13 protein-coding genes and 1 pseudogene are annotated in these 13,048 nt (G+C 43.9%); 4 read left to right on the top strand and 10 right to left on the bottom strand.

Annotated elements, in window-relative coordinates:
• Positions 1-6 precede the first annotated feature (6 nt).
• From NBH03_RS13080 to NBH03_RS13065, 4 genes are all read right to left on the bottom strand, one after another.
• Entirely contained in the window at positions 7-807 is an 801-nt protein-coding gene (locus NBH03_RS13080; protein WP_250799841.1) for an ABC transporter permease, read from the bottom strand.
• On the bottom strand, positions 804-1,655 hold the full coding sequence (locus tag NBH03_RS13075) for an ABC transporter permease (protein ID WP_117528894.1): 852 nt from the start codon (positions 1,653-1,655) through the stop codon (positions 804-806). Before NBH03_RS13075 ends, NBH03_RS13080 begins: the two co-directional genes overlap by 4 nt.
• A 195-nt stretch (positions 1,656-1,850) precedes the next feature.
• The gene (locus tag NBH03_RS13070; protein WP_117539688.1) at positions 1,851-3,017 is read right to left on the bottom strand and encodes an ABC transporter substrate-binding protein; all 1,167 of its coding nucleotides are present in this window, start codon (positions 3,015-3,017) and stop codon (positions 1,851-1,853) included.
• 253 nt (positions 3,018-3,270) lie between these two features.
• Entirely contained in the window at positions 3,271-3,972 is a 702-nt protein-coding gene (locus NBH03_RS13065; protein ID WP_015513077.1) for an MgtC/SapB family protein, read from the bottom strand.
• A gap of 370 nt (positions 3,973-4,342) precedes the next feature.
• On the opposite strand from NBH03_RS13065, the gene NBH03_RS13060 reads away from it, so the two are divergent.
• Complete coding sequence (locus NBH03_RS13060) at positions 4,343-4,822, top strand: nucleoside deaminase (RefSeq protein WP_015513075.1); 480 nt, start codon at positions 4,343-4,345, stop codon at positions 4,820-4,822.
• Positions 4,823-4,900: 78 nt separating this feature from the next.
• Positions 4,901-6,361 carry a nicotinate phosphoribosyltransferase gene (locus tag NBH03_RS13055; RefSeq protein ID WP_250799840.1) on the top strand — a complete coding sequence of 487 codons (1,461 nt, stop codon included), beginning with the start codon at positions 4,901-4,903 and terminating at the stop codon, positions 6,359-6,361.
• Between the two features lie 75 nt (positions 6,362-6,436).
• Here the strand turns inward: NBH03_RS13055 and NBH03_RS13050 are convergent, their stop codons facing one another.
• A complete protein-coding gene (locus tag NBH03_RS13050; RefSeq protein ID WP_117539692.1) occupies positions 6,437-7,330 on the bottom strand; it encodes an alpha/beta hydrolase in 894 nt (297 codons plus the stop codon).
• A 101-nt stretch (positions 7,331-7,431) separates the two neighbouring features.
• Here NBH03_RS13050 and NBH03_RS13045 point away from each other — a divergent pair, with 101 nt between their 5' ends.
• Together NBH03_RS13045 and NBH03_RS13040 are read left to right on the top strand one after the other, a co-directional pair.
• On the top strand, positions 7,432-8,760 hold the full coding sequence (locus tag NBH03_RS13045; RefSeq protein WP_250799839.1) for a condensation domain-containing protein: 1,329 nt from the start codon (positions 7,432-7,434) through the stop codon (positions 8,758-8,760).
• Complete coding sequence (locus NBH03_RS13040) at positions 8,760-9,464, top strand: DUF6320 domain-containing protein (RefSeq protein WP_117539696.1); 705 nt, start codon at positions 8,760-8,762, stop codon at positions 9,462-9,464. Before NBH03_RS13045 ends, NBH03_RS13040 begins: the two co-directional genes overlap by 1 nt.
• A 104-nt stretch (positions 9,465-9,568) precedes the next feature.
• Here NBH03_RS13040 and NBH03_RS16270 read toward each other — a convergent pair.
• From NBH03_RS16270 to NBH03_RS15920, 5 genes and pseudogenes are all read right to left on the bottom strand, one after another.
• A pseudogene (locus NBH03_RS16270) lies at positions 9,569-10,351 on the bottom strand (ATP-binding protein); the annotation flags it as partial.
• Positions 10,352-10,422: 71 nt separating this feature from the next.
• On the bottom strand, positions 10,423-10,842 hold the full coding sequence (locus NBH03_RS13030; protein WP_250799838.1) for a hypothetical protein: 420 nt from the start codon (positions 10,840-10,842) through the stop codon (positions 10,423-10,425).
• A 40-nt stretch (positions 10,843-10,882) separates the two neighbouring features.
• Positions 10,883-11,203, bottom strand: coding sequence for a hypothetical protein (locus NBH03_RS13025; protein WP_250799837.1), 321 nt, complete (start codon positions 11,201-11,203; stop codon positions 10,883-10,885).
• 266 nt (positions 11,204-11,469) lie between these two features.
• Positions 11,470-12,141: a hypothetical protein gene (locus NBH03_RS13020; RefSeq protein ID WP_250799836.1), complete on the bottom strand. Its 672-nt coding sequence runs from the start codon at positions 12,139-12,141 to the stop codon at positions 11,470-11,472.
• A gap of 633 nt (positions 12,142-12,774) precedes the next feature.
• Positions 12,775-13,048, bottom strand: a 274-nt coding sequence (locus NBH03_RS15920; protein WP_284703465.1) for a phage holin family protein, incomplete at its 5' end; no start/stop codon positions are given.

The following is a 13,048-nucleotide window of genomic DNA, read 5'->3' as shown; positions in this document are numbered from 1 at the left end:
ACTCCTTTATTTTCTGTGTGTTTTTCCCTTTGCTTCACGGCTCTTCATAAACAGAACGATGGCTGTGATCACAAATGTAACAAACATGATAACAACGAATACGGCACTGGCCTTTGTACTGTCGCTCTTCATTGTCTGATACAGGAAAATCTGCATGTTCGGCGCAGATGTTCCGGCAAGATTTCGAATCAGTACATAATCACCGAAGATAATGCCGACTGCCAGAAGTGACGATACAATAATCGCTGAAAGAATATTCGGTACGACAACTCTGAAAAATGCATAGATCTTGGATGCACCAAGCATCTCCGCTGCCTCGATCAGTGTCGGCATATTCACCGCACGCATACCGTTTCGGATACCCTGATAGATATATGGCAGAATCACGATACAATACGCACCCATCAGCATGACCAGACGGTTGCTCAGAATCGAACTGGAACCGACATACAGAGACAGGATACTGACTGAAAGGATAACACCCTGAATCGTATAAGGGATCATACAGATGATCTGTACATATTTCTCAAGTTTCGGAAAATAAATCGCCGTTACAAATAATGCCAGAAGGACGATCACGATCGTCACAATAATCGGAATAATACTCATTGCGATAGATCGTCCAACAGACGCAAGGAAATTGCTGTCCATAAACAGGTCCACATAGTTGTGAAGGGTAAATCCTTCAGGAATAACCCCTGTCCACTTATGGAATACAGAATAAATAATAGAAATTACAAGAGGGATCAGCAGATAGATCATGACAAGCAGCATAATCGCTACAGATCCTGCGCTTTTCTTTTTCATTTTCTATTGCCTCCCTTCTGGAATCTTCTGCTCAGGCCGTTGGTGATCAGAATCATGATAACCATGATCGCCATCATCACAACAGATAAGGCACCGCCCAGACCTGCACGAATCTTGACTTCACCTGTGAAGCATCCCGCAATCTGAACTGGCAGAAGTGCGATATTGTCCATCATCAATGCGTAAATCGTTGCGTATGCTGCCAGAGCATTAGCAAACAAAACGCTGAACGTACCGAGGATACTCGGCATCAGTACCGGGATACCGACTTTTCTCCAGAAGATTCCCGGTGTACCTCCCAGCAGTGTACAGGCCTCCTTCCACTGTTTCTGCACACCGTCAAAGGCCGGGATCAGAAGAAGTGTGGAAAGCGGAATCTGGAAATAAATATAGATCAGGCTCATGCCGTTCATCGTGTACAGATTGTATGTGGATAAAGCATTGATGCCCAATTCCTTGCCGATATTGACCACTAGTCCGGCATTGCCCAAAAGAATCATATAAGCGAAAGCCAGCGGAATACCTGCAAAGTTGGATACCATATTCAGAACTGTCATAAAAACATGATTCAGTTTGCCCTGATGCTGATGTGCCGCACGGGCACCCAGAAAAGCAATGATAATACCGGCAACAGCAGATGTCAGAGAAATCTTGATACTGTTGATGATCGCCTTCTGGTAAAGCAGCTTCGAGAAAACAGACTGATAATTCTCAAGTGTGAAACCTGTTCCACCATCCGGCTGAAAACTCTTCACGATCACTGTGATCAAAGGTACAATTTCATAGAGCATAGCCACAATCAGGAATGGAACCAGGGCAAGTAAATAAATGTATGTCTTTTTCTTCATTAAATTCAACCCCTGTCTGATGCTGTTCTTCTGATTCATCGGGTGCATCAGACCCTGTTATTCAATTCAAGTCGGGCGCGCGCGAGACTTAAATAGAATCGAAAAACGGGGGTGCAGGCTTTGCACCCCCTGAAATTCATTCAGTTCAAGCCGAATATCCATATGTCATCTTCGACTGAAATTATCTGTTCTGCATTACTGTACCAGTAATGGCGCAACCTCTTCTTCCCAACGTGTCTTAGCTGTTTCACATGCTGCTGAATAAGCATCTGCATCGCTGATCAGAACTGCATTGGCAATATCATCCTTGGAGATAACCTGATCCTTGTATTCGTCTGCGATTGTGAAGTCTTCTCTTGTAGGGATTGCACCTGCCAGAGCAAGGTATGTCTGACCTTCATCACTAAACATTGTCTCTCTTGTCAGAGCTGCTGCATTTGGATGAGGTGCATATTTGTTGATAACGGAAGCGTAACCATTCTGTAAGCATCCATCAGAAGGAACAACGGCCTGCATCTTGTACTGGCTGATATTCTTGCTGTAAGGGATACCTGTGAAGCTCCATACAACACCAACAGAAATTTCACCGGATTCGAAGTTCGCCTGAGTGATATCAAGTGTATTGATTCTGCCTTCCTTCGCCAGTTCTGTCCAGAACTCGAAAGCAGGATCCAGATTGTTCATATCGCCGCCGAATGCATATGCGGAAGCGATGAAAGCAGCCTGAGCATTACCACCTGTCAGAGGTCCAAGGGCAACTTTGTAGTCGCCGTCTTTGATATCCTGCCATGATGTCGGCACTTTATCAACCTGATCTGTGTTAACAAGGAATGTTGTTACACCTGTGTAAGCAACCATCCACTTACCATCTTCGCCCTTTGCCCAATCAGGAACACTATCCCAATAGGAGGTCTTGTAACCCTGAACAAGATCTTCAGATACAGCCTGTCCTGCGAATCCGTAACCAACATCACCGATATCCTTGGTTCCCTTTTCGCCTTCTGTCGCAAACATCTGAAGTTCCTCAGAAGAACTCATATCTGTATCGTTGTGGGAAATGCCGTATGTATCAGACATTGTCTTCCACAGGGATGCCCAGTCTGCCCATTCATCAGGCATACCAACAGATACGACTTCACCTTCTGCCTTGGCTGCTTCTGTCAGTTCATCAACGGTCTTGCTGTTGAGATCACCTGCTGCAGAAGTATCGCCGCCGGCTGCTTCTGTTGCTGCTTCCGTTGAAGCTGCTGAATCAGCTGCCTTTGTCTCAGCTGCGCCGCCTGAACTGCCGCAGGCTGCTGTTGCCATCACAACGCCCATAATGACTGCTGTCAGGCCCATAAGCTTTTTAGATCTTTTCATTCTTTAACTCCTCCTTTTTGAGATATATCCACCTGCGTTCTCCCCCGCGGATGAATATAAAGAATAAATTGTGCACTTTTAACAAATAGCATCGTTAAAAGCATTATGTTTTAACAAAATGATACCATGAGTTTGTCATTCTGTAAACATCAAACTAGTAAATTTCCTGTAAAGAATGTGTAAAATTCAAGATAATTTCAAAAAATTGATAAAACTTTGACCAACTTGTCAATTCAAACCGGCTTCAGTAAAATTAAATCTCCTCTACATATTCTATTCCCGGAATTTCCCTGAGAAGATCGATCACAATCCCGTGTTTCGTCTTCTCCGGTACTTCCAATACCAGTGTCGCATTCACAAGCTCTTCCTTATTCTTCTTGGATTTGTTCAGTTCCATCTGCACGATCTTGTAGTTATTCTGTTTCAGAACACTGATAAATGGCGCGATTGAACGTCTTGATTCAAATTCAATATAAATATCAAGAACCCTTGAATGCTCATAGGCAATCTCATCGACCCTTCCCATAAACCGATAGATCACCAGTACCAGGATCGTCGTGATCGCTGCACCACTATAAAAGCCGATGCCGATACTAAGCCCGATGCCTGCACAAGTCCACAACCCTGCTGCAGTTGTTAATCCTTTGACATGGTTATCTCTTGTGACCATGATCGTTCCAACCCCAAGAAAACCAACACCGCTGATAACCTGAGCCGCCAGTCTTGCAATATCTGATATGGCACCGAAGTCCACATAGATATACTGACCCGTCATCATGACCAGTGCCGAGCCAAGGCAGACAAGAGCATGAGTCTTGAAACCCGCTCCCCGACGCTTGACACTTCTGGTCAGACCGATGGCACCTCCACATACGACCGCCAGAATCAGTCTGACGGTAATCGTCACGATGTTCCATTCATCCAGATAGGAACCTATCACCTCTAACCCTTTCATTTACTTCACCCGTTTCTTCCTGTAGATTCACCCTGCCCTTTCCTGATTGTCTGGCAGCTGTTCGGATCCGACTGACAAAATGTCCGGTATTGACATCCATAAGGTCCTGTTCCAAACAGCAATCTATTATGTCGCCATGATAGCACGGTTCCAAAGGAAAATCAAATGAATTTTCAAAAAAATTCATAAATATTTCCGCAATTATTCAATAATATTCCAGTTATAACCAAATATCCTTTCTTTTTCCATTTATATTCGTTTAATTATCTGCCATCTTTTTCCAAAAATGGACTGGAAAAAGTACAAAATTTGCGTTTTCCCTGAAATTGCAGTATACTAGTTTCAATTAATAAAATACGGGAGGTACCTCATGCAGTCACATGAAGCTTACTTAAAACGCGCAATTGAATTATCCGTCAAATCAAGAGAATCCGGCAATACACCTTTTGCGGCTCTCCTTGTTGATAAAGACGGGAATATTATTATGGAACAGATGAATAATGAGATAACAGAGCATAAATGTACCGGTCATGCAGAGACACAGCTGGTAGAACGTGCATCCCACGCTTACAGCAAAGAATTTCTCTGGGACTGCACACTTTACACAACGGCAGAGCCTTGTGCCATGTGTTCCGGTGCCATTTACTGGGGCAACATCGGCCATGTTGTGTATGCTATGACAGAGAAGGATCTGCTCTCCCTGACAGGTGCCGATCCTCAGAACCCGACCTTCGATCTGCCTTGCCGCGACGTCTTCGCCAAAGGTCAGAAGGCCATTGAAGTCACAGGGCCTTTCCCTGAACTGGCACCTGCCGCTGCCAAAGTTCACGAAGGTTACTGGAATAAATAAGCATCCTGCTGCACCGCACTCTCTTTGATCCCGGAAAGCGGTTTGGCATGCAGCATGTGAATAAATAGAGGAAGAGATATGAATACGAATAGCAGAAATTTGACTTTATTGACAGATTTATATGAATTGACCATGATGCAGGGCTACTTTAAAACTCACTCCAAAGAACATGTTGTCTTTGATGTTTTTTATCGCCAGAATCCGTGCGGCGGTGCCTATGCCATTGCCTGCGGTCTTGACCAGGCTATTGATTACATCAAAGACCTGAATTTTGAACAGGAAGATATTGACTATCTGAGAAGCACCGGCTTTTTCCAGGAAGATTTCCTTGATTATCTGAAAAACTTTCGGTTTACAGGTGATATTTATGCCATTCCCGAAGGAACAATCATTTTCCCGAAGGAACCGCTGGTCAAAGTCATCGCGCCAATCATGGAAGCCCAGCTTGTTGAGACCGCTCTGCTGAACATCATCAATCACCAGAGCCTGATCGCCACCAAGGCCGCCCGTGTCGTTCAGGAAGCTGGCGGCGGAGTCATGGAGTTCGGTCTTCGCCGTGCCCAGGGTCCGGATGCCGGTATCTACGGTGCAAGAGCCGCCGTGATCGCCGGATGCATCGGCACCAGCAACGTCCTGGCCGGACAGATGTTTGATATTCCGGTCAAAGGCACCCATGCCCACAGCTGGATCATGAGCTTTCCATCCGAACTGGAAGCATTCCGGACGTATGCAGAACTCTTCCCGGACAACTGCCTGTTGCTGGTGGACACCTATGACACACTGAACTCCGGTGTCAAACACGCCATCCAGGTCTTTAGGGAAATGCGTGAAAAGGGTATCCACTCCAAGCTCTTCGGTATCCGTCTTGACAGCGGTGACCTGGCTTATCTCACCAAAAAAGCCCGTATCATGCTGGATGAAGCCGGATTCCCGGATGCTATCATCTCCGCATCCAGCGATCTGGACGAATACCTGATCAATAGTCTGATGAATCAGGGGGCCAAGATCACTTCATGGGGTGTCGGCACAAACCTGATCACCTCCAAAGACTGCCCATCCTTCGGCGGTGTTTACAAACTGGCCTGCATTATCGATGAAAACGGCACAGAGATACCGAAGATCAAAGTCTCCGAGAATGTTGAGAAAGTCACAAATCCGGGCAACAAGAAAATTCTTCGTATCTATGACAAAGCCAGCGGAAAGATCAAAGCCGATCTGATCACCCTGGAAGATGAGGTCTTCACAGAAGATCAGCCGCTGACTCTGTTCGATCCGCTGGCCACATGGAAGCGTACCCGACTGGAAGCCGGCACTTATACGATTCGTGAACTGCTTGTTCCGATATTCAAAAACGGTCAGTGTGTCTATGAATCTCCGTCTGTTATGGACATTCAGGCTTACTGCACACAGGAAAAGGCCACTCTCTGGGATGAATCCAAACGACTCATCAATCCCCAGGAAGTCTATGTGGACCTTTCCCGCAAGCTGTACGACCTGAAGAACCAGTTGTTAGACGACGCTCACACTATCAAAGATTAGCCGCAGAATTTGTTTGCGCATACACTTTTGCCAAACCGCCTGTATCGGACAGGAGATAGCTCTTGTCCGATGGTACTAACGACAGATATCGAAGATAAATTCCGCAACCTGGTCCATAGCATCATAAGCAGTTTTAAAGGGTGACATCTGGAAAACATGCCACATTCCCTTGTACTCTTCAAGACGTACTGGGACATGGTATTTTTCCAGATTTTTTTTGAGCAATAATGAATCTGACAAAAGCAGTTCGTTGCTGCCCACCTGGATATAAGTTGGCGGGAAACCTGTGAAATTGCCGAAAAGCGGGGAAATCAACGGATTCTTCAAATCCTGTCCTGAAGCATAGGCCGCAATGGCATTGTCCAGATATTCCCGGTTTAGGATCGGGTCCACGTCCACCTTTGTCTCATAAGACTTGCCGCTGCCTGTCAGGTCTGTCCACGGTGAAAAAAGAATCAGTCCCCTTGGCAAAATTCGTTTCTGCTCTTTCAGCTTCAGGACAAGGGACAGGGCCAGATTGCCTCCGGCAGAATCCCCGGCTACAATGACATCCCTGGCACCATAACCCAGATGCATCAGATAATCCCACACTGCCATGGCATCCTCCGTGGCTGAGGGATAAGGATGTTCCGGCGCCAGCCGATAGTCAAAGCTCAGCACATCCATGGAAGTGGTACTCGACAATTTGTTGGTAATGCTTCTGGCATAATGAAAACTGCCTGTATTGTAACCGCCGCCATGACAATAGAAAATCACAAACTTCCGCATATGGCTGCGCTTCACACTGACCCATTCCGACGGAATCTCCCCCACCTGAAAAGGCTCATAATTCAACTCTCTATGCTTCAACAGGGCGCTGATATTCTCCTGGGACGCCCGGACTCTCTCAAGGTCATCACTCTCCACAAGGGTATGCATTCTTTTAATGGCTTTCATCAGCCCCTGATTAGATTTTTCACTTATCGCCATTCACTTTCTCCTTCCCGCTCTATATGCGAAACATTTAATTCCTGTACATCTATACGTATTTACTCTTGCTATTGATGATGAGTAACATTATAATAAAAATTATGAAAACAATCAATAAATATGAGAATCATTCCGAAAAAAAACAGCATAAAACATGGTATAAACTGGATTTATCCGCCAATGTCTACCCGACCCTTCAGCGCCGGAACTTCTCCAATGTGTTCCGTCTGTCGGTTGTTTTAAAGGAGGAAATAGACCCTGACACACTGCAGAGGGCTGTGGATCTGACATTGCCGAGATTTCCGGCCTTCAAAGTTGCCCTTCATAAGGGTATTTTCTGGCGGTATCTGGAACCCAATGACCATCCCGGTCCCTTTGTGATGCCGGATATCATTAATCCCTGCATGCCAATGTTGTTTAAATCTAACAACAGATATTTAATCCGAATTTACTATTACAGATGCCGTATTTCGCTGGAAGTCTTTCACTCTCTTTCCGACGGCAGCGGTGCCCTGAAACTGCTGAAAACCATCACAGCCGTTTATCTCCGTCTGAAAGGGCATGAGATTTCCAACACCTGCGGCGTTCTGGATATCAACGAACCGCCTCGGCCGGAGGAAATGGAGGATGCCTATATCAAATATGCTTCCTCCAGAGTCAAACGCCCCCGCAGTCAGGGCAAAGCCTACCGCATCCGCGGCCACAGGGAGCCCTTTTACACACTGAATATCATCCATGGCCTGCTGTCTGTACAGGAAGTCCTGCAGAAAGCCCGCAGTTATCATGTGACCCTGACGGAATATTTGAATGCGGTACTTCTGTATGCTTTATTAGAAAAACAGAAAGCGGACCATGTTTTCAGGGAACATCCCGTGGCACTGGCGCTTCCCGTGAATCTGCGCAATATTTTTCCATCAGACACATTGCGGAATTTTATTGCCATGGTTTACCCTTCTGTGGACCCGCGCATGGGGGACTATACCTTTGAGGAAATCATCACCCATGTCCACAACTACATGCGTTTTTACATTAATGACAAGTTTCTAAATGCCGACATTACCACCAACGCCTCTACCCAGCAGAGCCCGCTGATCCGTATTGTGCCGCTTTTTGTCAAAGATATCGTTGTGAAACAGTTTTATATCCGTGTGCAGGACAAACAGTCCACCGCCGGCCTGACGAATCTGGGTGTCATTGATGTGCCGGAAGAAATGCGTGAATTTGTCGATTATTTTGACGTATTGATGGGGCAGCCTTTCTCCCTGAGAACCAATTGCGCTGTAGGAAGTTTCGGCGATACCCTGAGCATCAACTTTACAAGTACTATTATCGAAACCGACGTGGAACGCTTTTTCTTTAGGAAATTAGTCCAAGAAGGCCTGCATGTCAAAATTGAAACCAACCGTGATATGAACAGGAGTGAATTTTAATGTCATATTGTGTCAACTGCGGTGTGGAACTGGACAAAACCTGCTCCGTCTGCCCGCTGTGTAATACCAAGGTTATCAATCCCAACCAACCGGTGGATACTGTTTCACCAAAGCCCTATCCTGTGGACAAAGGCTATGTGGATTCAGGCATCCGCAAGGAAACCGCCATTCTCATGGCCGTCTGTCTGGCCACAACAGCAGTTGTCTGCGGACTTTTGAACCTTTTTTTTATCACATTTTCCCACTGGTCCTTCTATGTCATCGGCACCTGTATCGTCCTGTGGATTTTCTGCCTGCCGATTTTCTTTCCGACCAAGGCCGTCTTTCGAATCACGTTGCTTCTGGACGGTCTGGGCATCGCCATGTACTTCGGCATCATTGCCTGGCTCCATCCCGGCAACGGCTGGTACACAGCTATCGCCCTGCCCCTGATTATTCTGGGCACACTGGCAGTTTTCTTCTTCGCCATCAGTATGGGCCATCCAAGAAGCTCTATACTTTCCCAGGCTGTCATCCTCGTGGCAGAAATCGGCATTTACTCTGTCTGTGTAGAACTGCTGACGCGCCGTTATTACGCCGTGCCAATGGCTCTTTCCTGGTCCGCCATTGTCCTCACCTGCGCTATTATCATCGACGTGACACTGGTGACTATCCTGCTGCGAAGCCGGTTGAGGGAGGAAGTCCGGAGAAGGATGCATATATAAAAATACGCACATACAATTACGCGTTCAAAAACGTCAAAAAACAATCGTAAATTTTTACGATTGTTTTTTGATTCATAACGGTTCATTCTTCCATTTTCATCAATATGATTCAGAACAAATCGTCTGTTTTTATCATCCAACTGAGAGGCAATACTGTCGAAAATCACTTTTATTTTTTTCTTATCCGAACCCTCTGCATATTTGGCTATGTCCTGCCTGTATAATTCCAGAATGTTTCTCTGAACCTGAATAACTTTTCCAATATCATGGGTATTAACATAAGTCTGGACAACATCCGGCATACCGCCAACTACAATATAGGCCGCAAATAGTTTTAATAGTGTTTCGTGCATTACCTGCGGAACTTTCTCGTGCTTTTCATAACAGGACTGCAAAGCTGCAAATGTCGTCTCCTGTACGCCATTCGCTCCAAGGAACTCCCTGAAATTCATAGGATACATATAAACAATTTCTTCAAACCCCACTGCATAAGACGGAACTTCTTTATACTTGACGCCCAGCAAAGAGTCTGATTCTATATAATCGAACCTTCCATCCTCCACAAGGAACTTAATGGCACACCGGGCATTCGGACACTCCTGTATTTCATCCAGAAAAATCAAAGTCTTTCCGGGTTCCAGTTTCTGCATCTTAAAAGCTGTCAGATTCTCGATAATTGTATCTGCATCCAATTTGCCATCAAATATCTGACCGGCCCCCTTATCCAATATAAAATTTACCTCAACAAAATACTCGTATTCTTTCCGGGCAAATTCTCGGATAATCGTCGTTTTGCCAATCTGTCTTGCGCCAATCACGCACAGTGCTTTCTTCTTATTCTCATTCTTCCATGAATATAAACGCTCTGATATCTCTCTTTTTAGCATCGGATTCACCCTCCTGATACAAGTATTGTAACATTTTTCTGCTTTATTCAATGCTGTTTGTAACATTTTTCTTAAGTTTTAGAGGGTATTTTGCAACATTTTTCTTTCAAAAGCATAAACCTTGGCGGTGCACCTTTTTCCTGCTCTCCTTGATAATATCCAATTCCGTTTCCACAATATATAATACAAATTTCTCCTTCGTTGGCCCTCTCTGCTGCTTGCTCCAACAGCATTTCCCCTATATAATCTTCACCAATAAAATAAACATTTTCCGCACCACTTAGCTTATGAAGATAATTTTTCATCGCTTCTTTATCCATATAATCAACCGCATGCAGACAAGCTTCTTTAAAAATATCTGGTTTATGGAAATGCCATATAATATCTTTTCGCTTCTTTGAATGACTTAATTCCCACTCAATTCTTTCCTGCTTACTTTTTATGATATAGTTTTGAACAATTTCTTTTTCTGTTTCAACTACATATTCCATAAAATATGCATCCCCTTCACTCTCAGTAACAAATGCTCCTTCAGAATTTCACCTTTGGCATCCTCACACTCTCCGGCAGCCAGCTTTTCACCAATGCATACGTCTCTTCTGTACATTCACATCCTACCGTTCCTGAAAATATAAAATCACTCAGACATTTCTTCTTTTTCTTAAAAGACATGACAAAATCTACACCAGCCTCATTTTTTCTCGTTGTTCCAAATTCCACTTCATAGTACTCATCCCAGTTGAAATGAACTGTCCATATTTTAAAATTAATATACGTGATTGTAACCCCCGTTTCATCTATAACATATGATACTGAAAATCTCAAATAAATATACAACACAACCAAATACATAAACCCGATTCCTATAACAGTCTCACAAATTCCTGTTCCTTCCCTGCATAACAGAATACCAAAAAAAACACAAACTATAAATAACCCAATAAAAAACCAACAAAATCCCTTATTTGAATATTGCTCCGGCAAACCGCCTCTTATTTCTTTCACGACTTTCTTCCCCCTGGCATGACCAAATCTTTTTGAGGCAGCAGCCAATTCTGCTGACTCTTAATTATATAAACCTTTCTGTCCCTTCTACCCGCATAAATACTGCTTTTGTGTCAGACAATGTAATACACATTACAAATTTCGTACAGAATATAAAACGTATCTCTATTGTGCTCCTTTTTTCCAAGCACTAATACTCTGTTTTTTTCTTCTCCTGTATCTATCATCCTGACAACCGCAAAAACTCTTCTTCCCCGCCGAAACACGCTCTCTATCCGGCATTTTCCTACTTGTTTGGGATAAGGTTCATCCTCTGGCCCCAACAAGTATTTTAAATTATACCTGTTCAATAATTTATATCTGGCAATAAAACTTTTTCTTTTCAATATACCTGCACTCAAAAGACTTAATCCTACATAAAGTGTGATATAAGCTCCGCCAAGCCAATATGTCATCTGTATATCTATAAAAAGCATTACAAAAGCCAATATAGAATAGATGATAAATCCATATACTTTGATTGTTTCACAGTAATACATTTCTTTAGGTATACCTTTATAAGATAACTTATCTAGTTTCTTATATAAAAATCTAAACTTTTTCGGCTTTACACAATCCTGAACGGGATAGTCTTCTATTGCTTCCAGATAAATGTGTTCATTTCCCTTTTCATATGACATTTGAAATAATATAAGAGACATAACCCACAATAAAACCGATATGCAGCCTTTTGACATTAGAAAAAATATTGCTGCAATTTCCAAAACAAATAATATATTCTGCATACTTCATCCTTTACCATTACACTTACAGTATCTTACATGTCCTTTAATATTCAAGAGACAGTTTTAGGCTCATTCCCTTCCGCTGTCTCTTTCATTATAGCATCTCATTCCCTGATCTTGAACCGGTTAAAACTCTTTTCAAACTTTTCAAGTCACTTTCTCGGCATAATCAAGGCATATCCACCCCTGCCCTAATTTCAGTTTTCCCCATCGGCTTTTCTCTCCGGCTGCATTGACAATTCCCGTTGCTTCTTCTGTAATGGTAAATACCCCCTTGCCTGTAAATCCCACAGCCTTTGAGTGAATCGTGGGTGCCTGCCGGATGTTCAGATCGTCAACAGAAACTCTTACCAGATATGCTGTCTTTTTATTTAATGTCGTACTATCTGACGAAGTATTTTGATCTGTCTGATGACTGTTATTATTCCAGTCATTCTGACTGCTCTGCCCGCTTTGATTTGTTGACTGTTTTTTATTCCCAATACCAAAATACTCTGCTATTGCAGCCGCCTTGGCCTCCGCTATAGCTTTTAAATTCTCCTGTTTCGACAGGAAAAGACATTCCTTGGGATTATCATGAAAGCCATGCTCAACTATATAATCATAACGAACCGGGCCATTTTTCGCCTGTCCCTATGAAGCTGCCCCTGATACTGCCCCGCGGATAACCCCATACCAGTCTGCGCCGTTGCTCTGGGTCTTTGTCACAACTCCCCGGTTATAAGTGATGCCTGTGGATGGCTTCATGACTTTGACAATGGCATCGATCATTTTCTCTGCCAGTTTTCTGATAGCTCCGTCGATACCCACAGAACTGTTGAACTGTCGAAACTTGATGGCCCGAAGAACCCCCAGCAGTGTATCCGCGCAGATAGCCAGCATCAGGATTTCTATAAAAATGTTATTT

Source organism: Coprococcus intestinalis (assembly GCF_023656595.1).
In the GTDB taxonomy this organism is placed as follows: Bacteria; Bacillota; Clostridia; order Lachnospirales; family Lachnospiraceae; genus Coprococcus_A; species Coprococcus_A intestinihominis.
This window is presented reverse-complemented; position numbering and strand designations above follow the sequence as displayed.

Bases quoted from the DNA above. Each gene is read 5' to 3' on its own strand.
- NBH03_RS13080 (WP_250799841.1), bottom strand. From the start codon at position 807: ATGAAAAAGAAAAGCGCAGGATCTGTAGCGATTATGCTGCTTGTCATG.
- NBH03_RS13075 (WP_117528894.1), bottom strand. From the start codon at position 1,655: ATGAAGAAAAAGACATACATTTATTTACTTGCCCTGGTTCCATTCCTG.
- NBH03_RS13070 (WP_117539688.1), bottom strand. From the start codon at position 3,017: ATGAAAAGATCTAAAAAGCTTATGGGCCTGACAGCAGTCATTATGGGC.
- NBH03_RS13065 (WP_015513077.1), bottom strand. From the start codon at position 3,972: ATGAAAGGGTTAGAGGTGATAGGTTCCTATCTGGATGAATGGAACATC.
- NBH03_RS13060 (WP_015513075.1), top strand. From the start codon at position 4,343: ATGCAGTCACATGAAGCTTACTTAAAACGCGCAATTGAATTATCCGTC.
- NBH03_RS13055 (WP_250799840.1), top strand. From the start codon at position 4,901: ATGAATACGAATAGCAGAAATTTGACTTTATTGACAGATTTATATGAA.
- NBH03_RS13050 (WP_117539692.1), bottom strand. From the start codon at position 7,330: ATGGCGATAAGTGAAAAATCTAATCAGGGGCTGATGAAAGCCATTAAA.
- NBH03_RS13045 (WP_250799839.1), top strand. From the start codon at position 7,432: ATGAAAACAATCAATAAATATGAGAATCATTCCGAAAAAAAACAGCAT.
- NBH03_RS13040 (WP_117539696.1), top strand. From the start codon at position 8,760: ATGTCATATTGTGTCAACTGCGGTGTGGAACTGGACAAAACCTGCTCC.
- NBH03_RS13030 (WP_250799838.1), bottom strand. From the start codon at position 10,842: ATGGAATATGTAGTTGAAACAGAAAAAGAAATTGTTCAAAACTATATC.
- NBH03_RS13025 (WP_250799837.1), bottom strand. From the start codon at position 11,203: ATGTATTTGGTTGTGTTGTATATTTATTTGAGATTTTCAGTATCATAT.
- NBH03_RS13020 (WP_250799836.1), bottom strand. From the start codon at position 12,141: ATGCAGAATATATTATTTGTTTTGGAAATTGCAGCAATATTTTTTCTA.